Raw genomic sequence first — 22,966 nt, 5'->3', positions numbered from 1 at the left:
GGTGGCAGCACCACCGACACCGCACGGGAGCGACGGGAGCAGCACCGCATGGACAGCAGGATCTGGGAGAGCGTCGACCACCTGGTCGCCTGGCTCGACGCGAACGGCACGCAGTCACCCCAGGAGGAGCGCCTGCTGCGGATCCTCAAGGTCTCCGAGGAGGTCGGCGAGGTCGGGGCAGCGGTGATCGGCGCCACCGGCCAGAACCCGCGCAAGGGGGTCACCCACGGCTGGGAGGACGTCCAGCACGAGCTCTGCGACGTCGTGTTCGCCGCGCTCGTCGCCCTGCGGACGCTCACCCCGGACGCGGCCCGGGTGTTCGCCGACCGGCTCGCCTACGTCGAGCAGCGCTCGGCCGCCAGTCGCGCAACCCCTGAAGCAGGTTGATGTCACGTCAGATTTTCCTGCCGCGTTTCCGTCAATTCCGTTGACGACCGGATCTCCGGTCCCTAGCCTGATCCGACGGCCCGGCCCCATCGCCTCACCGGCGAGCGGTCGCGGCCCCGTCCGCCGAGCGTGCGCCTACCCTGCGCCGTCGGCGGAGGCACCGGTTCCACCCCGTTCGACCCGCACCATCCCGGGCGGCCCTTCCGACGCTCACCGCGCCGACGCCGCCGCTCCCTGCCATCCCGCAGGCGAGAGCGTACGAACGAGTTGACCCGGACCACTGTCCCGACCGCCGTACGCCGGCCCCATACGGGCCACACCCGCGCCGAGCGCCACTGAAGGCCGCACCACTGCACGCCACGTCACCGCACGCGGCGCCGCCGCCCGCCGGCCCGTACGGCCCACGCTCGCGCCATGCACCACCGCACGCCACGGCACCGCACCGTCGCGACGCCGCGCCCCCACATCTCCAGCCGCCACACACCGCCACACGCCTCGCCGCGCTCGCCCTCGACACGGGCCGCATCCGCGCCGAGCGCCGCCGCACCCGGCGGGCCGCCACCTCGCGCCGCCGCGTCCCGCGTCCCGCGTCCCTCGCCCAGCGCACTCCGCCCCGCACGGCACCGCCGCCCACCATCACGGGGCCGCAGCACTCCGGCACCACAGCACCGTCGCACTCACCGGGCACCGCACGAGCGAGCACACCCCGCGTCGACACCCTCCACCGAGAGGGCAGCGATTGCACCGATCTCACTATTGCGAGTAACTTGCAATAGCGCGAGCATCACAAGAGTGAGGAGGGATGGCGATGATCGGGTCTCAGCGACCTCCAGCGTTCGAGCCGGCGCGCACCGACCTCCACCTCCCTCGCCCAACGGTCCTCACGCCCGCCGCCATCGCCGCCACCGCCACCGCCACCGCCACCGCCACCGCCACCGCCACCGCCACCGCCACCGAGCCTCGCGACCTCTCGCCCGCTCCCGCGCGCCACGGCGAACACTCCCCATCCAGGAGCGGCGACAGGACGAACCGGCGAGCAGAGGGCAGCAGCACCCTCCCCGGCGTCACTCGCCGCCCCGACACCACCCCCTCCCGCGCCCTCGCCGCCCCCGCTCCCGCCGCCGCCCCCACCCTCGCCATCGGCATCGCCGCCACCCCAGCACCCTCCACCCGACTGCGTTTCAAAACTGTTGCGCCAGACCAACATTGGGTGAATCCCTCACCTCCGGGACAGAATCAAGCATGTACATGCTCAACATCTGACCGTCAGCCAATCCGGCCCGCCGGATAGCCCGTCGAGACCCGCCCGCACGTGCCTCCACGGCAATCAAGATGGCGCAATCGTCGCGGCCATCAAGAAACCGCCAAGGCAATGCGGGATCACGCGGATCGATCGACCGCCATTCAACGAATGTGGCGACGATCACACGGGGGCTTTGAACCGGTGAAATTCTGACGGAAAGTCATCACGCCACGACTGCGCGTAAGAAGATCCGCAGCACGGAACGCGCTCCGCGACCCCCCCGGAGAGAGCCCCGAACATCCCCGGACGCCGTCGGCCATCCCCATGACCATCACAAACGGCTCCGGACGGTCACACCGCGGACACCCACCGCAGGGGCTCCGCCGGCGCGGCATCCGCGCAGCTCGCCGGGCTTGAACTGCGCACGAGCGATCGGGCAGGGCCGACCACGGAGCGTCTCCGGGGATTTACAACACGAGTCTTCCGGTTTTATAGTCACGGCCGACGGGGGAGCGTTTGACCGGCCCGGATAGCGGATGCACCACAGATCCGACTATTCACTCGCCGGCCACCAATGGTCGAGGGGGAGGCGTAGTGTCGTGTCTTGAAGTGGGCGCAGGGGAGCGCCCGAACCTCTGTTGTACGCGATCCGTTTCAGCCTGAGCAGCAGCTGGACGCCGCGCGGTCACGGGAACTGCCTTAGAGACCGCGACTGTTCGAGCTAGTGTCATGCCCACGTAATTCTCTTTTGGCATCCTGTTAACGCGCTTTTCGCATGCCCTCTTCGCCGGGTCTGTGCATCGCGACAACAGGCGGTCGGCCGCGCCTGCTCCTTATGACGTCGGCCTTATTTGGCATGCACCCTTGTCGGCTATGTGCTCGAAGAATGACGAATTCGAGGAATGATGGCGATATTCACGGGGTCTGAGGAATTGACTCTTTCGAACATGCTGCGCGCGGCCGCGCTCGTCCAGCCCGACCGGACCGCCGTTTCCTGTGGCACCGAGCGACTGACCTTCCAGCAGCTCAGCGACCGTAGCGAGCACATCGCCGACCACCTGCGGCAACTCGGCGTACGGCCGGACGAGCCGGTCGGCATCTACATGGAACCGTCGGTCGATCTGATGGCCAGTGTGTGGGGCGTGCTGCACGCCGGTGCCGCATATCTGCCGCTGTCACCCGAGTATCCGGACGAACGCGTTCGGTACATGGTGGTGGACTCGCGCACGAAGGTCATCCTGGCCGACGCGGCGCTGACATCCAGACTGGGCGCGATGGCACCGCCGGAAACGAGGATCATCACCCTCGCCGAGGCAGCCGCCGGCGCATTCGGCAGCCCGGACGGGACCGGCACGGACACGGCCACCCCCGCCCCAGAAGCCCGCACCCCAGAAGCCCGCGTCGCAGAAGCCCCCCGCCCCACCCGGGGCGACGACCTCGCGTACGTCATCTACACCTCCGGGAGCACGGGCAACCCGAAGGGCATCGGCATCGAGCAGCACAGCATCGTCGCCCAGATGCGCTGGATGGCCGACGAACAGGGCCTCGACCGGACCCGGACGGTGCTGCAGAAGACGCCGCTGAGCTTCGACGCGGCCCAGTGGGAGATCCTCGCGCCCGCCTGCGGCGCGAGCGTGGTGATGAGCGAGCGCGGGGTCTACGCGGACCCCAACGGCCTGCTCGACCTGATCACCGCCCATGATGTGACGACTCTTCAGGGCGTGCCGACGCTCATTCAGGCCCTGGTCGACAGCGGCCGGTTGCGGGACTGCAAGTCCCTGACGCAGATCTTCAGCGGCGGCGAGGCGCTCACCAAGAGCCTCGCGATCGAGGTCTTCGACGCGCTGCCGGACTGCGACCTGATCAACCTGTACGGCCCGAGCGAGTGCACCATCAACTCCTCCGCGCTCAAGGTCGACCGGGACGCGGTGCGCCAGGGCCCGGACCACATCTCGATCGGCCACCCGGTGCGGGGCCTCGGCTTCCACATCCTCGACCACGACCGGAAGCCGGTGGCGCCCGGCGAGTCGGGCGAGCTGTACATCTCCGGCGTCCAGGTGGCCCGCGGCTACCTGCACCGCGACGACCTGACGGCCGAGCGGTTCCTCCCGAACCCGTTCTCCGACGACCCCGCCCACGACCGCCTTTACCGCACCGGCGACCTCACCCGCTGGAACGACGACGGCACGGTGCAGTTCCTCGGCCGCACCGACAGCCAGGTCAAGCTGCGCGGGTTCCGGGTCGAGCTGGACGAGATCAAGGTGTCGATCGAGTCCCACGACTGGGTGAAGCGCGCCGCCGTCCTGGTCCGCAACGACCAGCGCACCGGCGCCAACCTCATCGCGTTCATCGAGCTCGACCCCAACCAGGCCTCGCTGATGGACCAGGGCAACCACGGCGCCCACCACCAGTCGAAGAAGAGCAAGCTGCAGCTCAAGGCGCAGCTCGCCGGCCTCGGCGTGCGCAACGAGCCCGGCCTGCCGGCCGTCGCGCTGGAGGGGCGCCAGGAGACGCCCGAGCAGCGGCGCACCGCGTTCGCCCGCAAGACGTACCGCTTCTACGAGGGCGGCGAGGTCACCCGGGACGACGTCCTGAACCTGCTCGCCCGCCCGGTCGGTACGGCGACGACCGCGCCGCGCACCCCGGACACCCTCACCCCGGCCGAGCTCGGCGCGCTGCTGCGCAACTTCGGCCGGTTCACCAGCGCCGAGCGGCTGCTGCCCAAGTACGGCTACGCCTCCCCGGGTTCGCTGTACGCCACCCAGCTCTACCTGGAGCTTTCGGGCGTCGCGGGCCTCGAACCTGGCTACTACTACTTCCACCCGGTCGACCACAGCCTCGTGCTCATCGCCCCGGCCCCCGCCGGGGAACCGCGGCTGAAGGCCCACTTCGTCGGAAGCCGGTCGGCCATCGAGGCGGTCTATCTCAACAACGTCCAGGAGGTCCTGCAGTTCGAGGCCGGTCACATGGTCGGCCTGTTCGACCACGTGCTGCCCGGTTACGGCCTGCGGATCACCGCCCGCACCGGCGAGCCCGCCGTCAAGGACCTCCTGCGCTGCCCCGGCGAGGACTACTACCTGGCCACCTACGAGGTGGAGAGCGCCGCGGCCCCGGCCGTCGCCGACCCGGTCGAGCTCTACGTGCAGGCCCACCCCGGGCGGATCGCCGACCTGCCCGCGGGCCAGTACCGCTACGCGGACGGCGAGCTGGTGAAGGTGTCCGACGAGCTGGTGCGCAAGCAGCACGTCATCGCGATCAACCAGGAGGTGTACCAGCGCGCCGCCTTCGGGGTCAGCATCCTCGGCCGCGCGGACGAGCCCTGGCAGCGCTACACCGACCTCGGCCGCGAGCTGCAGCGCCTGCAGATGAACGACCTCGGCCTCGGCCTGATGTCCTCCGGCTACAGCTCGGAGACCGGCAACCCGCTGTCGGCCGCCCGTCGCATCGCGGAGATCGTCGGGCTCGGCCCGGAGACCGCCTCCTACTTCGCCGTCGGCGGCCGCATCAGCGAGGAGCAGCGGCTCAGCGAGGGCATGAAGGAGGACTCGGTCCACATGCGCGGGCCGGCCGAGATCGTCAAGGACAACCTCGCCGACGCGATGCCGCCGTACATGGTGCCGAACCGGGTCACCGTGCTGAACGCCTTCCCGCTGACCCCGAACGGCAAGGTCGACCACCAGGCGCTGCGCGAGCTGGACAAGGCCGCGGTGGACGACACCGAGACGCCGGTGGTCCTGCCGCGCACGCCCACCGAGGAGGCGATCGCGGCCCTGTGGCGGACGGTGCTGAAGCAGGAGCGGGTCTCCATCCGCGACGACTTCTTCGGCTCCGGCGGGCACTCGCTGACCGCGGTCAACCTGATCAGCCGGATCAACAAGGAGCTCGGCGCGGGGCTGCCGCTGCAGGTGCTGTTCGAGGCGCCGACCATCGCCGAGCTGGCCCGGCGGGTGGACCGCGAGCCGTCGACCGCGTCGTCGCGCCTGGTGCGCCTGCGCGCCGGGGAGGAGGGCCGCCGGCCGGTGTTCTGCTGGCCCGGGCTCGGCGGCTACCCGATGAGCCTGCGCCTGCTGGCGAGCCGGCTGGACCTGACGTCGCCGTTCCTCGGCGTGCAGGCCCACGGCATCAACGCCGGCGAGACCGCGTACCCGACGTTCGACGAGATGGTCGCCCGGGACATCGAGCTGATCCGCGAGGTCCAGCCGCAGGGCCCGTACACGCTGTGGGGCTACTCCTTCGGCGCCCGGGTCGCCTTCGAGGTGGCCTACCAGCTGGAGCGCGCCGGCGAGCAGGTCGACGAGGTGATCCTCCTGGCGCCGGGCAAGCCCCCGGTGGAGGCGCACCTGGAGGCGCCCGCCGACGCGGCGGCCAGCTTCACCGACCCGACGTTCGTCGCGATCCTCTACTCCGTCTTCTCCGGGAACCTGGAGCAGTCGGCGGTGGAGGAGTGCATCGCGGCGACGCGCGACGGGGAGAGCTTCGTCGACTTCGTCTGCGGCCGCTTCGAGCACCTGGAGCGCGACCTGGTGCGCCGGATCACCGACGTGGTGTGGCGGACCTTCCTGTTCGAGTACGCCCCCGAGGAGCTGGCCGAGCGCACCGTCTCGGCGCCGGTCACGGTGTTCCGGGCGGACGCGGACCAGTCCTCGTTCATCGACTCGGGCTACGCGCTGACCGCGCAGGCCCCCACGATCACCCAGCTGAAGGCCGACCACTACGGCCTGATCCGTTCCGGCGGAATCGACGAACTCACCTCCGCCATCAAGTCCGCACGGCTCATGAGGAAGGTCACCGGCGTGCCCCACGTCAACATCAAGCACTTCCCGAACGATCTCGACGCGCAGCAGATCTCCGACCTGGTCGAGGCGATCACCAGCGCCGTGAAGACCGCGTTCTCGGTCGACGAGGGCGCCGTGTCGATCGCCCTGGAACCGGTCGAGCAGGAGGCCTGGAACGAGCGGGTCTACCTGCCGGAGATCGTCGAGGGCACCGGAACGCTGGTCAAGGTCCCGAACTACTGAGCCCGTCGACCGCACCGGACGCCCGGCCCGGTCACCACACCGGTCACCACACCGGACACCGGGCCGGGCCACCGCACCGGGCACCGAGCCCGGTCACCGCCCCGGACACCGGGCCGGGTCACCACATCCGACGGAGCAGCGGGGAACAGGCCATGACAGACGGAGGACGGCATGCGTAGGACGATCGCCAGGGCGAAGGAGGACCTCGCCGTGATCGTCGAGCGGGACCCCTCGATCCGCACCCGGAGGGAGGCGCTCCTGCACCCGGCCCTGCCGGCGCTGTGGGCCCACCGGGTGGCGCACGTCCTCCACACCGGGGGGCACCGGCAGACGGCGCGCGTGCTGGCGTACGTGGCGCGCGCCGTGACCGGCGGCATCGAGATCCACCCGGGGGCCCGGCTGGGCCGGCGGGTGTTCATCGACCACGGCGCGGCCGTGGTGATCGGTGAGACCGCCGTGATCGGCGACGACGTGACGATCTTCCACCAGGTGACGCTCGGCGCGGTCGGGTTCTGGCGGGACTCCTGGCGCAAGCCCGGCGCCCGCCGCCACCCGGTGGTCGGCGACCGGGTGGTGATCGGCACGAACGCGATCGTGCTCGGCCCGGTCACGGTCGGGGACGACGCGCTGATCGGGGCCGGCGCCCTCGTGCTGGCCGACGTGCCGGCCGGCGCCCGGGTGATGGCCCCGGCGGCGAAGGTCTCGCAGCGGCCGCCCACCGAGGAGACCTCCCAGCTGCTGCGCACCCTGGCGACGTCCGGCTACTGGTAGGCCGCCCGGCCGCCCGGCCCGCTCCCCATCGGCCGCCCGGCCCTCCTCCCCCTTCCCTTCGCTTCCCTTCCCCCATTCATCGCAAGTCGGCTCCCCCGCGAGTCAGCCCGACCGCCCGACCGCCAGTCCCCTGACCGCAGGTCGGCATGCCAACGGAGGCATACGTGATCCATGTAGGTGTCCTGGAGAGCAACCTCTCCGGTTCCGGCTTCGAGGGTCTGCAGATCCTCAAGGAACTCGACTGCCGCGTCACCTTCTTCACCCGCGACCTGGACCGGTACCTCGAAGTGCCGGGCGGCCCGGCCTACTTCGACAAGTACGTCGACGAGATCGTGCACTGCGAGACGAACGTCCTCGACGAGCTGATGCCCCACGTGCGTGCGGCCTCGGCGGAGCACCCGTTCAACGCGTTCCTGACGCTGGCCGAGTACGACGTGGTCGTGGCCGCCGAGGTGGCGATCCTGCTCGGGCTGCCGACGGTGAGCGTGGACGGCGTCGCGACGGCCCGCAACAAGGCGCTGATGCGCCGCCGCTGTGCCGAACTCGGCGTGGCGATGCCCGCGTTCCGCACCGTGCGGACCCCGGAGGAGGCCGCCGCGGCCGCCGCAGAGATCGGCCTTCCGTGCGTGGTGAAGCCGGCCGACGAGACCAGCAGCGCCGACGTGAGGCTGGTGGAGACGGCGGAGCAGGCGGCCGAGCACGTGGCGCTGATCCGGTCGCGGGTCGAGAACACCCGCGGCCAGAGCCGCTACCACGAGCTGATGGTCGAGGAGTTCATCACCGGCCCCGAGGTCAGCGTCGAGGTGCTGGCCGAGGGCGACCGCTTCGAGGTGCTCGGCGTGACCGACAAGTCGGTGACCGGCCAGGGCTACTTCGTCGAGCTGGGCCACAGCTTCCCGTCGAGCCTGCCGGAGGCGACGGTCCGCGCGATCGGCGACCTCGCGGTGGAGTCCCTGCGCGCGGTCGGCTTCGACCTCGGCATGGCGCACGTCGAGATCAAGGTGACCCCGTCCGGACCGAAGCTCGTGGAGATCAACCCCCGGCCCGCCGGCGGGAAGATCACCTACCTGGTCGACCGCGCTCTCGGCATCCGTTCGCTGGAGCTGGTGTCGCGCCAGTACCTGGGCGAGCCGCTGCCGGCCGAGGTCGTGCCGGCGAAGCCGGTCGGCGGCGCCGCGATCCGCTACCTGACCGCCCCGGCCGGCCGGGTCGTGTCCGTCGGCGGCCAGGACCGCGCCGCCGCGCAGCCCGGCGTGGAGGAGGTCGTCGTCAAGCCGAAGCCCGGCGACGTCCTGCACGAGGTGCGCCGCAACGGCGACCGCGCCGGTCACGTCCTGGTGATCGCCGAGAGCGCGCAGCTCGCGGCGCGCACCGCCGAGGCCGCCGCCCGCGAGATCATCATCCGCACCGAGCCGGTCGCGGCGCGCCCGGTCGCGCGGTCGCTGGTCGACCTGATCGGCGGCACGCCGCTGCTGGAGCTGCCGCTGGACCGGATCGTGGACGGCGCCCCGGCCGGGGCGGCGGTGCTCGCGAAGCTGGAGCTGTTCAACCCGTGGTCCAGCAGCAAGGACCGCGCCGCGCTGTCGATGCTCAAGGCCGCCGAGGAGCGCGGGGAGCTGACCCCGGGCGACGGCACCGTGATCGAGGCGACCTCGGGCAACACCGGCATCTCGCTGGCGGCGCTGGCGGCGGCCCGCGGCTACCGCTGCGTCATCGTGCTGCCGGACAACGCCACGCAGGAGCGCGTGACGATGCTGCGGTCGCTGGGAGCCGAGGTGGTGCGCACCCCGCACACCGGCGGCTACCAGGCGGCGGTGGACAAGGCCCAGGAACTGCACGAGCAGACGCCGGGCTCGTGGTTCTGCTGCCAGCACGACAACGCGGACAACGTCCGGGCGCACTACGAGTCGACCGGTCCGGAGATCTGGGCCGACACCGAGGGCCGGGTCGACGTGTTCGTGTGCGGCGTCGGCACCGGCGGCACGCTGAGCGGCACCGGCAAGTACCTGCGGGAGAAGAACCCCGCGGTGCGGATCGTGGCGGTGGAGCCGGCGGGTTCGCCGCTGCTGTCGGGCGGCGAGCCGGGCACGCACTGCATCCCCGGCTTCAACGGCGGGTTCATCGCGCCGACGACGGACCGCGGGCTCATCGACGAGGTGATCCCGGTCGCGGACGCGGACGCGCTGCGCACCACCCGTGAACTCGCCCTGCGGGCCGGTCTCATGGTCGGCGTCTCGGCCGGTGCGGTCGTGCACGCGAGCAGCGTCGTCGCGAGTCGTCCGGAGTTCCGGGGCAAGCGGATCGTCACCCTGCTGCCCGACACCGGCGAGCGCTACCTGAGCCTGCTCAACCGCGAGGCCGCGTCGACGCCCGCCGCCGCGCCCGCCGCCGGGGACGGTGCCCGTTGAGCCCCGCGATCGACGGGACCGAGGGGACCGACGGCCGGCCGCGCCTGCTGATGGTGATGCCGTACCGCCAGTTCGTCCAGAAGGCGCAGGCCGAGGGCTACTGGGTCGGTGCGATCTGGGACACCCGCCTGGAGTCCCCGCAGTACCTGGACGACGTGCGCGGGCTCGCGGACTTCTTCGTCCTCGCCGACTTCGAGGACCACGAGCAACTCGGCCGCACCATCCGCGAGGTGGCGAAGGAGCAGGGCGCCTCGGTGGTGTACCACATCGGCCGCGAGGAGACGATGGTCACCGCGTACGAGGCGGCCGAGGAACTCGGGGCGGAGCTCAACCCGGCGTCGGCGGTGCGCTACCTGGCCGACAAGCACGCGATGCGCGACCTGCTGGCGGAGCGCGGACTCTCCCCCGTGGCCTTCGAGGCCGCGCCGACCCGCCGGGAGGTGCCGGGCGCGGTCGAGCGGATCGGCCACCCGGTGGTGGTCAAGCCCTCCGCGCTCGCCGGCAGCCGCGGGGTGTTCCTGTGGCAGGGCCCGGAGGACCTGGCGGCGTGGACCGCGCTGGTCGACGAGTACGGCTACGACGGCCCGTTCCTGGTCGAGGAGTACCTGCGCGGCCCCGAGTTCAGCGTCGAGACGCTGAGCGAGGACGGCCGCCACCAGGTCGTCGGGATCACCGAGAAGCTGCTCGGCCCGCCGCCGCTGTTCGTGGAGGCCGGGCACGTCCACCCGGCGCCGCTGTCCGACGGCGACCGCGCGGCGATCGAGCGGCTGACCACGGACTTCCTCACGGCCTGCGGCTACCGGTTCGGTCCGGCGCACACCGAGGTGATCCTGACCGGGCGCGGCCCGCGCATCGTCGAGTCCCAGGCCCGCCTGGGTGGCGACCGCATCCCGCGGCTCGTCCAGCTGGCCACCGGCCTGGACGTCGAGCGGGCGGTCTTCGCGAGCATGGCGGGCACGCCGACCGAGGTACCGGTCCCGACGGCGACGGCGCTGGTCCACTTCTTCACCTTCCCGTCCGGCCGGGTCGACGAGGTCCGCGGCGTGGAGGAGGCGAAGCGGCTCGGTTTCGTCGACGAGCTGAGCGTGCGCCTGCGGCCCGGGGACACCGCTCCGGAGGTCCGCGACTCCAAGAGCCGGCACGGGCACGTGGTGGTCTCCGGCGCCTCCCCCGAGGAGGCGCGGGCCCGGCTCGCCGAGGTGCTCGCCACCGTCGAGGTCGTCGTGGACGGCGTGCCGTCGCGCGCGGCCGGCCACGCCGGCGCGGTCGGGGCCCCCGCGTGAGGCGCGGCCCCGGCACGGATTCCGCAGTGCCCAGTCAGTGCTCCGGCCCAGCAACCGGCCCAGCAACCGCCCCAGCAACCAGGAGGTTGGCATGACCGCCCCCGACCCGAACGCACAGGTGGTGTTCGTCGGCTACAACGCGGCGTACCTGCGCGCCATCGACGGGAAGGTCCCGAGCGGGTCCGTCGTGGTGATCGAGGAACCCGACATCATCCGCAAGCGGGAGCTGCAGGACGCGGCTTCGCGCTTCGACTGCCTGGACCGCATCGTCGCGGCCGGCTACCAGCAGTCGACCGAGGCCCTGGACCTGGCGGTCGAACTGGCCGCCGAGCGCCCGATCGCCGCCGTCGTGCCGGGCCTGGAGTACGCCGTCCCGGCGACGGCCGCCCTGGCCGAGAAGCTCGGGCTGCCCGGCGCCACCGAGGAGGCCGCGCAGGCGCTGCGCGACAAGGCCCGGTTGCGCGAGGTCTCGGGCGCCGGCGGCGTGCGCAACCCGCGCTGGCGGGAGGTGTTCGGGCCCGAGGACATCCTCGACTTCGCCGGGGACGGCCCGGTGGTCGTCAAGCCCGCGAACCGGCAGGCGAGCGTCGGCGTGCAGCTGCTGGACTCGGTCGACGCCGCCGGTGCGGCGCTGGCCTGGGAGCGGACGTCGTCCGCCTCGGAGTACGAGCAGGTGCCCGACCGCGAGCTGCGCTGGCGCTTCCTCGCCGAAGAGCGCCTGGAGGGGCCGGAGTTCAGCGTCGAGGCGCTGGTGCGCGACGGCGAGGTCATCTTCGAGAACGTCACCGCGAAGTCGGTGATCGAGGGGCCGCACCCGGTCGAGCTCGGCCACCTGCTGCCCGCCCCGCTCGACGACGACACACAGGCCGCGTTCGCCACGGCGATCCGTCAGCTCGTCGCGTCCACGGGCTTCCGGACCGGGATCCTGCACGCCGAGTGGATCCTCACCGGAGAGGGCCCGACCCTGGTCGAGTGCGCCGGCCGCTGCCCGGGCGACTACCTGATCGACCTGGTCGACCTGGCCTACGACACGAAGATCCGGCTGACGCTGATCGACCTGCTCGCCGGCCGGCCGGTCAGCCTGCCCAGCGCGTCCCAGCGGACGTCGGCGATCAGGTTCCTGGCCGCCGAGCCGGGCACCGTCACGGAGATCTCCGGCCTGGAGACGGCCAAGGCGCTGCCCGGCGTGCACGACGCCGAGGTGGACGTCGTGGTCGGCCAGGAGGTCCGCCCGTGGGCGTCGTCCTGGGACCGCGCCGGGCACGTCATCGCGACCGGGCCGGACGCCGACGGCACGCTCCGGCGCGTGCTGGACGCGGACGCCGCCATTCGCATCGCAACCGACTGAGGAACGACATGTCTGTTCTGTGGCAGCGCATCCGCGGCCTGCGCGGGTCCATGCCGGGCGGCTCGGTCGGCTGGCGCCTCGCCGTCATGGCGACGATCAACGCGGTCGGCACGGGCGCCTTCCTGTCCGTGTCGGTGCCCTTCATCACCAGGTCGGTGGGCCTGTCCGAGGGAGACCTCGGCCTCGGCCTGACCCTGTCCGCGACCATCGCCCTCGGCACGGCGATCCCGATCGGCATCCTCGCCGACCGGATCGGCCCCAAGAAGGTGCTGGTCGGGGTCAGCCTGTGGCGCAGCGCCTGCTTCGTGGTGTACCCGTTCGTCCAGAACCTCTGGGAATTCCTGGCCGTGGTCTGCGTCCTGGGGCTGGTCGACAAGGCCGCCGCGCCGATGGAGCAGGCCCTGGTGGGGCAGGTGGTGTCGAGCGACGAGCGGATCAAGATGATCGCGATCCTGCGGTCGATCCGCAACGTCGGCTTCACCGTCGGCGCCCTCGCGGGCGGAATCGGACTGTTGATCAATACCCGGGCGGGGTATACTGGGATCCTGCTGCTGAACGCCACGACGCTCGCGGTGCTCGCCCTGTTGGCCTCCCGGCTCCCGGTGCTGAACGCGTCGGCGTCGAGCCTGCGGCGGCGGTTCTCGATGAGCGTGCTGCGGGACGGGTCGTTCCTGTCGTTCACCGGGATCAACGCGGTGCTGACGATGCACATGACCCTGCTGAGCATCGGCATCCCGATGTGGATCACCGGCCACACCGGCGTCTCGTCCGCGGTGATCTCCCCCCTGGTGGCGGTCAACACCGTCCTCGCGGTCGCCCTCCAGGTGCGGGCCAGTCGCGGGACCGACACCATCGCCGGCGCGGCCAAGGCCCTGGTCCGCGCCGGGTTCTCACTCGCCATCTGCTGCCTGCTGCTGACCGCGGCGCCCGAGCTCCCGGTCATCCTGGCGATCGGCGTCCTGCTCCTGGCCATGGTCGCCCTGACCGGCGGCGAGCTGTGGCAGTCCGCCGGCGGGTGGGGCGCCTCCTACCTGCTGGCGGTGCCCGGCCAGGAGGGCGTCTACCTCTCGGTCTTCTGGCTCGGCCTGGCCGTGCAGCAGATCGCCGCACCGGTCCTGGTCAGCCTGGTCGTCACGACCGGGACCGCGGGGTGGGTCGTGCTCGCCGCCCTGTTCGCCGCCTGCGGCCTCGCCGCGCCGGCGATCGGCCGGTGGGCACAGGCCCAGGCGGACGCCCGGGCCCCGCAGGAAGAAGAGGCCGCCCTGGCCGAGGCCGGCTAGCACCACGGCAACCGGCCACCGCAGCAACGGGCCGTCGCAGCACCTGACCACCGCATCACCTGACCACCGCATCACCTGACCACCTGAGCAACCGACCACCTGAGCAACCGACCACCTGAGCAACCGACCACCGAAAGACCCGGCCCGTCCGACGGGCCGGCCCTTGTGAAACACACTGAGGAGAGACATGTCCATCCCCCTGTATGTTCCGGCCGGTGGCGGCGAGTTCGCGAGCATCCGCGACGGCCGCAAGAAGACCTACTTCAAGCTCACCACCGAGCAGTCCAACGGGGAGTTCGGCTTCTTCGAGCACCACATGGCCCCGGAGGCCAACGGCGCCGCCCCGCACATCCACGACCAGTCCACCGAGATGTTCTACGTCGTCAAGGGTGAGATCGAGTTCACCATCGGCGACGAGAAGGTCGTCGGCGAGCCCGGTGCCTTCGCCTACGTCCCCAAGGGTGCGCCGCACGGCTTCACCAACCGGGGCAAGGAGGACGCCACCCTGCTGATCATGTTCTACCCGATCTTCAACCGGGAGGACTACTTCCGCGGCCTGGAGCGCCTCACGGCCAACGGCCGCAACCCCAGCCTCGAGGAGCTGCAGGAGCACATGGCGAAGTACGACCAGCGGATGGTCTGATCCACCGGCGGCCGGACGGACGACGGAACCGGGCCCGACAGCGGATCGCTGTCGGGCCCGGTTCCGTTGTCGCCCCGCCCTCCCGGGCTCCGGACGGACCTCCGCCGCCACCGGGACGCGGTGGCGGCGGAGAAGAGCGGCGAAAGCTCAGACCACCGCGTCAATGCCGCGGAAGCGGCGCTGCAACTCACGGACCTCACCGGCCAGTTCGAGCGACGGGCCGGCCACCTCCAGTCCGGGGACGACGTCCCGCACCGACAGCGGGTTCAGCGGCGAGGTGATGTTCACGCCCCACTCGGCCAGCCAGCCACGGTACTGCCGCGTCGAGCTCACGTAGACGATCCGGCCGAGGCCCGCCCAGCCGTGCGCCGCCGCGCACATCGGGCAGTGCTCGCCGGAGGTGTAGACGGTCGCCTTCGCCCGCTCCTCGGGGCTCAGGTTGACCGCCCCCCAGCGAGCCAGCTCGAACTCCGGGTGCCGGGTCGGGTCCCCGGTGCTGGACTCGCGGTTGCGGTCCTCCGCGAGGATCTTGCCGTCCGCCGAGACGAGCACGGAGCCGAACGGGTAGTCGCCGGCCTCCACCGCCTCGGTCGCCAGTTCCACGCATCGGCGCAGGTAGGGCAGATCGGACTCGGTGACGGCGGCGGCGCCGGCGACGTCGCTCTCGTGCAGGTCATGGGCGTTGCTGGCCACGGGTACTCCGTCTCTAAGGGGGGGTGATCAGGACCTGTGCGCGGCGACGGTGGCCAGGGCCTGCCACGCCACCTCGGGCCGGAGCGTCTCGTCCGGGTCGCCGAGGTAAGGGTCGAGCAGCACGGTGTCGGCGCCGGTCAGGCGCAGCTGCTCGATGTCGCCGAGGATCTGCTCGATGGTGCCCTCGCCGGCCTTGCGGTCCGGCCCGTCGACGGGCCGGTCGGTCAGCTTCAGGAGGATGCGCGGCGCCAGCTCCGGCACCGGCTGCTGCGCCTCGTCGGCGATGGCCCTCAGCCGGCCGACCGCCTCCGTGAACCACGGCATGGTGAACCGCAGCGGGTGCCAGGGCGCGCCGAAGCGCACGGCCCGGCGCAGCGCCGCGTCGCTGTTGCCGCCGACCCAGACCGGGATCTGCCCGCTGCCGTAGTCGGCCTCGTCGTCCCAGGCGGCCCGCATGGTGCGCAGGTACTCGTCGGTCAGCTTGCCGCGCCGTTCGAAGGGCACGCCGAGCGCCGCGAACTCCTCCTTGGCCCAGCCCACTCCGACGCCGAGGATCAGCCGTCCGCCGCTGAGCTGCTGCAGGTTGGCGGCCATCCGGGCCATCAGCAGGGGGTGGCGGTAGGGCACGATGAGGACGGTGGTGCCCAGCTGGACCCGGGTGGTGATGCCGGCGAGCCAGGAGAGCGTGGTGAAGGGCTCGAAGAACGGTGCCGGATACTGTTTGGCGACGTCCGGGGTGATCGCGACGTGGTCGGAGACCATCAGGAGGTCGAAGCCCAGGCCCTCGACGGTCTTGGCCCATCGGGCGAGGTGTTCCGGGTGGGTTCCGGGACCGAAGTTGGGGACGTTCACGCCTATCCGCATGGCTGCCAGGCTAGCAATTGGCCTTCGTGCGCGGGCGGTTCTTGGCAATGCTTGATCAAATTTGTTGGTGCGGGCGAACGGTGGTGTGCCGTCCGCCCGCGGGCCGTCCGTCAGGCGTTCGGCGCGACCCTGGCGAGGCCGTTGATGACGCGGTCCATGGCGTCACCGCCCTGGGGGTCGGTGAGGTTGGCGAGGAGCTTGAGGACGAAGCGCATCAGCATCGGGTGGGTGAGCCCGCGCTGGGTGGCGATCTGCATGACCTGCGGGTTGCCGATGAGCTTCACGAAGGCGCGGCCGAGCGTGTAGTAGCCGCCGTAGACGTCCTTGAGGATGCGCGGGTAGGCCTGCAGCGCGCGCTCGCGTCCGCCGTCGGTGACGCGGGCGTTGGCCTGGACGATGACGCCGGCGGCGATCTTGCCGGATTCCATCGCGTAGGCGATGCCCTCGCCGTTGAACGGGTTGACCATGCCGCCGGCGTCGCCGACGAGCAGCAGTCCGCGGGTGTAGTGCGGCTGCCGGTTGAAGGCCATCGGCAGTGCGGCGCCGCGGATCGGGTCGGTCATGTTCTCGGGGGTGTAGCCCCACTCCTCGGGCATGCCGGCGCACCAGGCCTTGAGGACCTCGCGCCAGTCCAGCTCGCCGAACGCGGGCGAGGAGTTGAGGATGCCGAGGCCGACGTTGGAGGTGCCGTCGCCCATGCCGAAGATCCAGCCGTAGCCGGGCAGCAGGCGGCGCTGGCCGCCGCGGGTGTCCCACAGCTCCAGCCAGGACTCCAGGTAGTCGTCGTCGTGGCGCGGCGAGGTGAAGTACGTCCGGTAGGCGACGCCCATCGGCCGGTCCTCGCGCCGGTGCAGGCCCATGGCGAGGGAGAGCCGGGTGGAGTTCCCGTCGGCGGCGACGACGAGCGGGGCGCGGAAGGTCACCTCCCGCTTCTCCTCGCCGAGCTTGGCGGTGACGCCGACGATGCGCCCGGTGCGGTCGTCCAGCACGGGGCCGCTGACGTTGCAGCGCTCGTACAGGCGGGCGCCGGCCTTCTCGGCCTGACGGGCCAGCAGCTCGTCGAAGTCGGCGCGCTTGCGGACCAGTCCGTAGTCGGGGAAGGAGGACAGCTCGGGCCAGTCGAGCTGCAGCCGCACGCCGCCGCCGACGATGCGCAGGCCCTTGTTGTGCAGCCAGCCGTTCTCGGTGGAGACGTCGATGCCCATGTCCACGAGCTGCTTGGTGGCGCGCGGGGTGAGGCCGTCGCCGCACACCTTGTCGCGGGGGAAGGAGGTCTTCTCCAGCAGCAGCACGTCCAGGCCGGCCTGTGCGAGGTAGTACGCGGTGGTGGCACCGGCCGGGCCCGCGCCGACCACGATGACGTCCGCCGTGCTCTCGACGGTGCTGTCCGGCTTCGTCGGGGCGGCTGCGGTCTCGGACACGGTGGGCACTCTCCTGGAACGACGGCTGGAACGACGGCTGGAACGACGGCGACGGGTGAACGGCGGCTGCCGCCTCGGGCAGTCTAGGTCCGCTTACGGGGCGGGGAGGGACGACGGCTACGCGGCGACGGTCTTGTACGCCCGGTGCAGCGCGACGATCCCGCCGGTCAGGTTCCGCCAGGCCACCTTCGACCAGCCGGCCTCCTGCAGCCGGGCCGCCATCGCGGGCTGGTCCGGCCAGGCCCGGATCGACTCGGCGAGGTAGACGTAGGCGTCGGGGTTGCTGCTGACCGCGGTGGCGACCGGCGGCAGGGCGCGCATCAGGTACTCCGTGTAGACCGTGCGGAACGGCGTCCAGGTCGGCGTGGAGAACTCGCACAGCACGAGCTTGCCGCCGGGCTTGGTGACCCGGTACATCTCGCGCACCGCCGCGTCCGTGTCGTGGACGTTGCGCAGCGCGAAGGAGATCGTCACCGAGTCGAAGGTGTCGTCCGCGAACGGCAGCCGGGTCGCGTCCCCGGCGGTGAGCGGCAGCTCGGGGTGGCGCTGCTTGCCCTCGGCGAGCATCCCGACGGAGAAGTCGCACGGGACGACCCTGGCGCCGGCCTCCGCGAAGGGAAGCGAGGAGGTGCCGGTGCCGGCTCCGAGGTCGAGCACGAGGTCCCCGGGTCCGGCGGCCACCGCCTCGGCCACCGCCCGGCGCCAGGCGCGGGCCTGGCCGAGGGAGATCACGTCGTTGGTTCGGTCGTACTTCGCCGCGACGTCGTCGAACATGGCGGCGACTTCGTGCGGCTGCTTGTCCAGAGAGGCTCGGGTCACGCCCCCCATTGTTCACCCTGGCGCCCGCGCCCGGAGCAACGGGGCAGCGCAGCGCCCGCGGCCCGCGCCCCTCGGAGCTCACAGGCGCCCTTCCGCACGCCCCCGGCGCACCTGTCCGCGCCTCGCGGGGCACCGCGTCAGTGCAGTGCGCGCCGTCCGCCCGCGCGCCGCTTGCGGCGCGAGCGCTTGCCGTCCGTTATCGCCGGCATCCCTTCGGCCAGGGCCCCGGCCGCGAAGGCGACGGTGGTGGCGATCCGGCCCTGCCCGGTGCGGACGGCGATCGCCCGCCGGTGCCGGCGGATGCGCCACACGCAGACCAGGAACAGCGCGACCGCCACCGGCACGCTGTACCGGGCCAGCCCGACGCCGACCGGCTGCGGGTAGGTGTCGCCGCAGATCCGCACCGCGCCCGCGTCGTCGGCGGCGTGCTCCAGGCAGATCGGGTCGCCGACCTTGGTGCCGTCCGCGAGCGGCAGCGCGGCGGCCGTGTGGGCCTGGCCGCCGACCCGGTAGCTGACCGCACTGTAGGAGCCGCCCCCGGTCGGGAGCTGGGTGACGACGCCCTCAACCCGCACCGGGTGGGCCTCGATCCGGTCGGCCTGGTCGGCCTGGCGCCAGCCGAGCAGGCACATGCCCACGGCGAGCACGGCGCTGAGCACGGCGGCGAGGTACCAGCCACGGCCCAACCGCGGGGTGCGCGGCGGGGGGACGGTCGCGGATCGCATGGTTCCTTGTCCTGGCTTGCGTCGGGGCCGGGGACGCGGCCCCGCCGCCCGCGGGCCCGGGCGGTGGTGTGGTGGGGGTACGGAGTGAGCTGTCCGGGATCGTATCCGCTGGCGGGCCCTCAGGTCACGGCGAAGGGGCAATCACCCGGCGCCGCACGGGCCGGACTTCGGCCGCACACGAAGGAAGTCCCTTGCGCCGCAAGGAAGTCGGACCACCGACGGGCCGACGGCGGTGCGGGAGCCCGCACCCGCCGCGCCGTCAGCGCCGTCTGTACACCAACCGGCCGCCCAGCACGGTCGCCAGGCAGCCTCCCGGCAGCGGTGCCGGAACGTCCCCGTCGCACGCGAACACCGCGAAGTCCGCCCGTCCCCCGGCCTCGATCCGCCCGTGCGCGGCCTGCGCGAGCGGCAGCACGGCGAGCGGGTCCAACGGGCCTTCGGCGGCACCCGTGCCGCCCCCGGGAGCGAGCGCGGCCAGCCCGGACCGCGCGACCGCCGTCCGCACCGACGCCCGCTCGAAGGGCCCGGCCACCGCGGTCACCCCGAACCCCAGCATCCGCTGCAGCCCGCGTCGGGCGCTCGCCCCGCACCGCACGTCGTCGCTCTCCGCGTCCAGCCCGCCCGGCACCGGCTCGGCGCCGATCTCCTCGCGCGGGTCCGGGTGGTAGGCGCGCTCCAACAGCCCGTGCCCGTACGGGTTGCGCAGCCCGGGCGTGAGCACGGCCGCGCCCCAGTCCCGCACCCGGGCGCCCGGATGCGCCGCCGCGAGCTCGCCGAACGGGCCCGCCGCCTCGACGAGTTCGCCGCGCACCAGCACCGCGCCGTCGACGAGCACGGTGCTGGCGGCGGGCGCGGGGCCGGCCCCGGCCGGATCGGGCAGCACGAAGCCCGCCCGGTGCAGGGTCAGCACGGCGGCACCACGGCGCCCGGCACGGCTGCGGCGGCCACGGCGGTGCCGCTCAGTTGTCCAGGATCTTCAGCTCGGGGTGCGCCGTGCCGCCCTCGATCGCCGTGGAGGCGATGTGCGAGGCGACGCGCGGGTCGACCGGGTCGTTCGCCGGGTCGTCCAGCACCCGCAGGTGCTCGTACGTGGTCGAGCGCTGCGCCGGGACGCGGTCGGCGGCCCGGATGAGGTGGATCAGCTCGGTCAGGTTGGAGCGGTGCTTGGCCCCGGCCGCCGAGACGACGTTCTCCTCCAGCATCACGGAGCCGAGGTCGTCAGCGCCGTAGTGCAGCGACAGCTGGCCCGCCTCCTTGCCGGTGGTGAGCCAGGAGCCCTGGATGTGGGCGACGTTGTCGAGGAAGAGGCGCGCGATCGCGATCATCCGCAGGTACTCGAAGACGGTCGCCTGCGTCGAGCCCTTCAGGTGGTTGTTCTGCGGCTGGTAGGTGTAGGGGATGAACGCGCGGAAGCCGCCCGTGCGGTCCTGCACGTCGCGGATCATCCGAAGGTGCTCGATCCGCTCGGCGTTGGTCTCGCCGGTGCCCATCAGCATCGTGGAGGTGGACTCCACGCCGAGGCCGTGCGCGGCCTCCATGATCTCCAGCCAGCGCTCGCCGGACTCCTTCAGCGGGGCGATCGCCTTGCGCGGGCGCTCCGGCAGCAGCTCGGCGCCGGCGCCCGCGAACGAGTCCAGGCCCGCCTCGTGGATCCGGGTGATGGCCTCCTCGATCGAGACGCCCGAGATCCGCGACATGTGCTCGACCTCGGAGGCGCCCAGCGAGTGGATCACCAGCTGCGGGAAGTCCGCCTTGATCGCCGAGAACGCGCGCTCGTAGTACTCGACGCCGTAGTCCGGGTGGTGGCCGCCCTGGAACATGATCTGGGTGCCGCCCAGCTCGACCGTCTCGGCGCAGCGGCGCAGGATCTCGTCGAGCTCGCGCGACCAGCCCTTGTCGCTCTTGGGCGGCACGTAGAAGGCGCAGAACTTGCACGCCGTCACGCAGACGTTCGTGTAGTTGATGTTGCGCTCGATGATGTAGGTCGCGATGTGCTCGGTGCCGGCGTAGCGGCGGCGGCGCACCGCGTCGGCCGCCGAGCCGAGGGCGTGCAGGGGCGCGGAGCGGTAGAGCTCCAGCGCTTCCTCGGGGGTGATCCGGGCGCCGCCGGCGGCGCGGTCGAGCACGGCCTGCAGGTCGGTGCTGGGCGCATCGAGGGTGGTCGCTGCGAGCTCGGACACCTGACGGCCTTCTCTCTCTCGGAACTGCTCGGGTACTGCTGTTCTCACGGCGTCGGTCCCGGTCGCGGGTGTTACCGGGTACGGCCGAACCAGCCTACGCCAGCCGATTCCGGCCCCTGCGCCAGCCCGCCGCCCGGCCCGCTGCCGCCTCCTGCCCCCCTGTGTTCACCGCCCGTTCCCGTCGGGTCAGCGCGCCGCGCCGTCGGACTGGGCCGCGCCCGTGCGGTGCATCGTCCCGGCCGGGTTGCCCGCCACCGGGTCGGCGGAGGTGAAGCGGATCGTCCCGTCGTCCTGCAGGGTGAGCGTCTCGGCGTACGCCCCGCCGGAGCACGCGCCGGGCAGGCTGGAGCGGACCAGCCGGGACTGGAACACGAGCTTCTTCGGGCCCGCCTCCCGCAGCTTCCACACGCCGTCGCAGCTGATCGAGATGATGCCGGACATGCCGTTCTGGCTGGTGGTGTTCTCCTGCCCGATCGCGGCCGGCCCGATGGTGAGCCGGGTGGTGCCCGCGGGCAGGCCCTTGTCGGTGACCATGTCCCCGGTCCAGGTGCCGAGGAACGCGGCCGGCACCGCGTTCGGCCCGCCGGGCGTGCTCGCCACCGCGGTCGGACCGTCCGGCGTCGGCGCGGGCTCCGGCGCGGCGCTGCCGCTCCCGGACGGGCCGGCGGGCGAACCACTGCTCGTGGCCGTCACCGCCGGAGCCGCCGGGTTCAGCCACCGGTACGTCCCGTAACCGCCGCCCGCGAGCACCACGAGCGCGGCCGCCAGCGCCACGACCAGCACCGTGCGGCGCGGCCGGGAACCACCTCCGGGCGCCGGTGGCACGTAGGTCGGCGTCCACTCCACCCCGGCCCCCGTCCCCGCACCCGCCTTGGAAGCCGGCCCCCCGGCCGCCGGCGACACGTCGGCCGGAGCGCTCCCCGACTCCCCCTCCAGGTCCAGCAGTTCGACCGCGCTGCGCCCCACCCCCGCCGCCAGCGCGGGCGGCAGCCAGCCGCCCTGGCGCAGCCGCAGGGCCGCCGTGCCCTCCGGGTCGAGCCGGGCACGGAGCTGCTGCGGAGTGGGCCGGTCGGACGGCTCCTTGGCGAGGCAGTCGAGGACGATCGAGCGCAGCGGCCCGCTCAGCCCGGGAACGTCCGGCTGCTCGTGCAGTACGCGGTAGAGGAGGACGGCCGCGCTGACGCCCTCGCCGAAGGGATGGACGCCGGTGGCCGCGTAGGCGAGCACCGCGCCGAGCGAGAAGACGTCCCCGGCCGGCCCGACGCCCTGTCCGTTCGCCTGTTCGGGCGACATGAAGCCGGGCGAGCCCACGACGTAACCCGACTGGGTGAATCCGCCGGCGGCGTCCAGGGCGCGGGCGATGCCGAAGTCGATCAGCCGCGGGCCGTCCAGGGTGAGCAGCACGTTGGACGGCTTCACGTCGCGGTGCACCAGGCCGAGGCCGTGGACGTGGGCGAGCGCCTCGGCGAGCCCGACGCCGAGGGCGCGCACGGCGGCCTCGGGCAGCGGCCCGCCGTCGCGGACGGCGGTGCCGAGCGCGGGCCCGGCGACGTAGCCGGTGGCGACCCAGGGCTGTTCGCCCTCGGTGTCGGCGTCCAGGACGGGCGCGGTCCAGGCGCCGCCGACCCGGCGCGCGGCCGCGACCTCCTGCCGGAAGCGGGCTCGGAACTCGGCGTCGTCGGCGAGTTCGCCGCGCACGAGCTTGACGGCGACGGTGCGCCCGCCGGCCGTCCGGCCGAGGTAGACCCGGCCCATTCCGCCGGCGCCGAGCCGACGCAACAGCCGGTAGGCGCCCACCTGGCGCGGGTCGTCCGACCCCAGTGCCTGCATCCCCCGCACGCTCCCCTCGCCGACGGACGGCCCTTCACCGGGCCGCTCCCGGA

Annotated in this window: 16 protein-coding genes and 1 pseudogene; 9 read left to right on the top strand and 8 right to left on the bottom strand. The window is 72.5% G+C overall.

Annotation, left to right across the window (positions count from 1 at the left end; translation table 11 throughout):
* Nucleotides 1-48 precede the first annotated feature (48 nt).
* The 9 genes and pseudogenes from AB0C76_RS10390 to AB0C76_RS10350 all read left to right on the top strand — a co-directional run bounded on the left by AB0C76_RS10390 (nt 49) and on the right by AB0C76_RS10350 (nt 14,381).
* Entirely contained in the window at nt 49-387 is a 339-nt protein-coding gene (locus AB0C76_RS10390; protein ID WP_359962574.1) for a MazG-like family protein, read from the top strand.
* Nucleotides 388-2,562: 2,175 nt separating this feature from the next.
* Nucleotides 2,563-6,648: an amino acid adenylation domain-containing protein gene (locus AB0C76_RS10385; protein ID WP_359962571.1), complete on the top strand. Its 4,086-nt coding sequence runs from the start codon at nt 2,563-2,565 to the stop codon at nt 6,646-6,648.
* Nucleotides 6,649-6,819: 171 nt separating this feature from the next.
* The gene (epsC, locus tag AB0C76_RS10380) at nt 6,820-7,419 is read left to right on the top strand and encodes a serine O-acetyltransferase EpsC (RefSeq protein WP_359962568.1); all 600 of its coding nucleotides are present in this window, start codon (nt 6,820-6,822) and stop codon (nt 7,417-7,419) included.
* Between the two features lie 146 nt (nt 7,420-7,565).
* Nucleotides 7,566-8,819 (top strand): annotated as a pseudogene (locus AB0C76_RS10375) (ATP-grasp domain-containing protein); the annotation flags it as partial.
* Nucleotides 8,814-9,827 carry a cysteine synthase family protein gene (locus tag AB0C76_RS10370; protein ID WP_359962810.1) on the top strand — a complete coding sequence of 338 codons (1,014 nt, stop codon included), beginning with the start codon at nt 8,814-8,816 and terminating at the stop codon, nt 9,825-9,827. The pseudogene AB0C76_RS10375 and the gene AB0C76_RS10370, both read left to right, overlap by 6 nt.
* A complete protein-coding gene (locus tag AB0C76_RS10365) occupies nt 9,824-11,110 on the top strand; it encodes an ATP-grasp domain-containing protein (RefSeq protein ID WP_359962565.1) in 1,287 nt (428 codons plus the stop codon). The genes AB0C76_RS10370 and AB0C76_RS10365 overlap by 4 nt, the downstream gene beginning before the upstream one ends.
* A 91-nt stretch (nt 11,111-11,201) precedes the next feature.
* Nucleotides 11,202-12,458 carry an ATP-grasp domain-containing protein gene (locus AB0C76_RS10360; RefSeq protein WP_359962562.1) on the top strand — a complete coding sequence of 419 codons (1,257 nt, stop codon included), beginning with the start codon at nt 11,202-11,204 and terminating at the stop codon, nt 12,456-12,458.
* A gap of 8 nt (nt 12,459-12,466) precedes the next feature.
* A complete protein-coding gene (locus AB0C76_RS10355) occupies nt 12,467-13,738 on the top strand; it encodes an MFS transporter (RefSeq protein ID WP_359962559.1) in 1,272 nt (423 codons plus the stop codon).
* 187 nt (nt 13,739-13,925) lie between these two features.
* Nucleotides 13,926-14,381: a cupin domain-containing protein gene (locus AB0C76_RS10350; protein WP_329932195.1), complete on the top strand. Its 456-nt coding sequence runs from the start codon at nt 13,926-13,928 to the stop codon at nt 14,379-14,381.
* A 147-nt stretch (nt 14,382-14,528) separates the two neighbouring features.
* On the opposite strand, the gene AB0C76_RS10345 is transcribed toward AB0C76_RS10350, so the two are convergent.
* From AB0C76_RS10345 to AB0C76_RS10310, 8 genes are all read right to left on the bottom strand, one after another.
* Nucleotides 14,529-15,074 carry a nucleoside deaminase gene (locus AB0C76_RS10345; RefSeq protein WP_359962556.1) on the bottom strand — a complete coding sequence of 182 codons (546 nt, stop codon included), beginning with the start codon at nt 15,072-15,074 and terminating at the stop codon, nt 14,529-14,531.
* A 27-nt stretch (nt 15,075-15,101) separates the two neighbouring features.
* Nucleotides 15,102-15,938 (bottom strand): TIGR03619 family F420-dependent LLM class oxidoreductase, encoded by an 837-nt coding sequence (locus AB0C76_RS10340; RefSeq protein WP_359962554.1) that lies wholly within the window; start codon nt 15,936-15,938, stop codon nt 15,102-15,104.
* Nucleotides 15,939-16,048: 110 nt separating this feature from the next.
* Nucleotides 16,049-17,359, bottom strand: a complete 1,311-nt coding sequence (locus AB0C76_RS10335; RefSeq protein WP_359962552.1) for a geranylgeranyl reductase family protein — start codon at nt 17,357-17,359, stop codon at nt 16,049-16,051.
* Nucleotides 17,360-17,476: 117 nt separating this feature from the next.
* The gene (locus tag AB0C76_RS10330; RefSeq protein ID WP_359962549.1) at nt 17,477-18,178 is read right to left on the bottom strand and encodes a demethylmenaquinone methyltransferase; all 702 of its coding nucleotides are present in this window, start codon (nt 18,176-18,178) and stop codon (nt 17,477-17,479) included.
* Between the two features lie 137 nt (nt 18,179-18,315).
* The gene (locus AB0C76_RS10325; protein WP_359962548.1) at nt 18,316-18,903 is read right to left on the bottom strand and encodes a hypothetical protein; all 588 of its coding nucleotides are present in this window, start codon (nt 18,901-18,903) and stop codon (nt 18,316-18,318) included.
* A 259-nt stretch (nt 18,904-19,162) separates the two neighbouring features.
* Complete coding sequence (locus tag AB0C76_RS10320; protein WP_359962546.1) at nt 19,163-19,813, bottom strand: hypothetical protein; 651 nt, start codon at nt 19,811-19,813, stop codon at nt 19,163-19,165.
* Between the two features lie 49 nt (nt 19,814-19,862).
* Nucleotides 19,863-21,083: a cyclic dehypoxanthinyl futalosine synthase gene (gene mqnC, locus AB0C76_RS10315; RefSeq protein ID WP_359962543.1), complete on the bottom strand. Its 1,221-nt coding sequence runs from the start codon at nt 21,081-21,083 to the stop codon at nt 19,863-19,865.
* A gap of 186 nt (nt 21,084-21,269) precedes the next feature.
* Entirely contained in the window at nt 21,270-22,913 is a 1,644-nt protein-coding gene (locus tag AB0C76_RS10310; protein WP_359962540.1) for a protein kinase, read from the bottom strand.
* Nucleotides 22,914-22,966 lie beyond the last annotated feature (53 nt).

Source organism: Kitasatospora sp. NPDC048722 (assembly GCF_040650235.1).
Lineage (GTDB): Bacteria > Actinomycetota > Actinomycetes > Streptomycetales > Streptomycetaceae > Kitasatospora.
This window is presented reverse-complemented; position numbering and strand designations above follow the sequence as displayed.

Coding starts and splice junctions, on each gene's coding strand:
- AB0C76_RS10390 (WP_359962574.1), top strand. CDS start 49: ATGGACAGCAGGATCTGGGAGAGCGTCGACCACCTGGTCGCCTGGCTC.
- epsC (WP_359962568.1), top strand. CDS start 6,820: ATGCGTAGGACGATCGCCAGGGCGAAGGAGGACCTCGCCGTGATCGTC.
- AB0C76_RS10360 (WP_359962562.1), top strand. CDS start 11,202: ATGACCGCCCCCGACCCGAACGCACAGGTGGTGTTCGTCGGCTACAAC.
- AB0C76_RS10355 (WP_359962559.1), top strand. CDS start 12,467: ATGTCTGTTCTGTGGCAGCGCATCCGCGGCCTGCGCGGGTCCATGCCG.
- AB0C76_RS10350 (WP_329932195.1), top strand. CDS start 13,926: ATGTCCATCCCCCTGTATGTTCCGGCCGGTGGCGGCGAGTTCGCGAGC.
- AB0C76_RS10340 (WP_359962554.1), bottom strand. CDS start 15,938: ATGCGGATAGGCGTGAACGTCCCCAACTTCGGTCCCGGAACCCACCCG.
- AB0C76_RS10325 (WP_359962548.1), bottom strand. CDS start 18,903: ATGCGATCCGCGACCGTCCCCCCGCCGCGCACCCCGCGGTTGGGCCGT.
- AB0C76_RS10310 (WP_359962540.1), bottom strand. CDS start 22,913: ATGCAGGCACTGGGGTCGGACGACCCGCGCCAGGTGGGCGCCTACCGG.